The organism is Anaerotruncus sp. G3(2012) (assembly GCF_000403395.2).
Lineage (GTDB): Bacteria > Bacillota > Clostridia > Oscillospirales > Ruminococcaceae > Anaerotruncus.
Genome location: NZ_KE159660.1, coordinates 90318 through 91589, shown reverse-complemented (window position 1 = coordinate 91589; position 1272 = coordinate 90318). Strand labels below are relative to the sequence as shown.

2 protein-coding genes are annotated in these 1272 nt (G+C 49.6%); both read left to right on the top strand.

What is annotated here, in order from left to right:
- Nucleotides 1-111: 111 nt before the first annotated feature.
- Nucleotides 112-462: a hypothetical protein gene (locus C814_RS23515; RefSeq protein WP_155846357.1), complete on the top strand. Its 351-nt coding sequence runs from the start codon at nucleotides 112-114 to the stop codon at nucleotides 460-462.
- An 81-nt stretch (nucleotides 463-543) separates the two neighbouring features.
- Nucleotides 544-891, top strand: a complete 348-nt coding sequence (locus C814_RS11045; protein ID WP_016317915.1) for a hypothetical protein — start codon at nucleotides 544-546, stop codon at nucleotides 889-891.
- Nucleotides 892-1272 lie beyond the last annotated feature (381 nt).

Below are 1272 nucleotides of genomic sequence, written 5' to 3'. Positions count from 1 at the left end.
GACCGCCTGCCGTTGTTGCAGCGCCCGCACTCATTTTATCATGAGATGTATTGTGTAAAGGGTGGTTTCACCATCCAAATACACATTGGCTGATGGTTCATTTGTGGCAAAATGACACAGGCTGGAAAGGCGGTGATCAACCAGCAGGAGGGAACCGAAGCGGGAGCGTCTGGGGATGACCTGGGCGCTCCGTTCTCTTTGCCGACCCTCTCGAAGAGCGCACTTACCCACCACCCGCAAGCGGGTGGTGGTACTGCCTGCGGCAGTCGTGCGCTCTCCGAGGGGCGGCCCGCCGGGCGTCCCCTCCCTGCCCAGTATGGACAGGCCAGCAGACGCCACCGGCGGCTTGTGCATCGGGCGGGGCTGCGCCGATGCACCGGGAGTTTGGGGGCCGTCGACCCCCAACAAGCTGCGCCGGGTATATACCGGCGCATTGCTTGCCGCTACTATCAGTGCCGATAATTGAGAGTTGAACGGCGCTTGCAATTGTGGTATACTTTGCTCATATCAATTTCATAAACTCAGAATTTGAGGAGGGGAGATATGTTTAATGAGATATGTATATATGAAGCGAAATTAACTAAGATAGATGAAATTGAAGAACTGATGAAAGAAGTGTCTGAATTTTATTTGGAACAAGATGGTGTTATTGATGTGCATTACATAAAGCGTACTCACCGACAAAAAGATTTTAGTGCAGTTAAAGAGGGCGAATTACCTATTCGCCTTACAAGAAATATTGGTAAAGTAACATATGTGCTATATTGGGTATTGGAAAACGAAGAGGTCCATGCAAGAGTATCTAAGCTTGGTATCGAGAAATTTTATAAGCGTTGGAATCGTTGTTTAACTACAATGCCCAAAATAATCCTAGGTGAGAATGTCGTCTAATATACCGCTTCCATTTTATTCAAGGGGGATTTCATCTTTATGATGAAATCCCCCTTGACAAATGTTCTCTTGGGACTGGTTTCCAGTCAAGAAACCGGACACTTGACAGTGCCCAGTTTCCAGGCTATAATAGGAGTCAAAGAGGGCGCCGCGACAAGCGGTCAGCCCGACTTAGTGAGAGATTTCAGAAGAAACCGTCACCGGCCAGGGTGGCGGTTTCTGCCTTTTATCCGTATCGTCACGGTATATCCGAGGATATGTAACGTTATGGTAATTGGCATTGCCCCACCCCCTTTCGGGTGGTGTGGCCGACCGCCTGCCGTTGTTGCAGCGCCCGCACTCATTTTATCATGGGACTGGTTTCCAGTCAAGAAACCGGAC

Bases quoted from the DNA above. Each gene is read 5' to 3' on its own strand.
- C814_RS23515 (WP_155846357.1), top strand. From the start codon at position 112: ATGACACAGGCTGGAAAGGCGGTGATCAACCAGCAGGAGGGAACCGAA.
- C814_RS11045 (WP_016317915.1), top strand. From the start codon at position 544: ATGTTTAATGAGATATGTATATATGAAGCGAAATTAACTAAGATAGAT.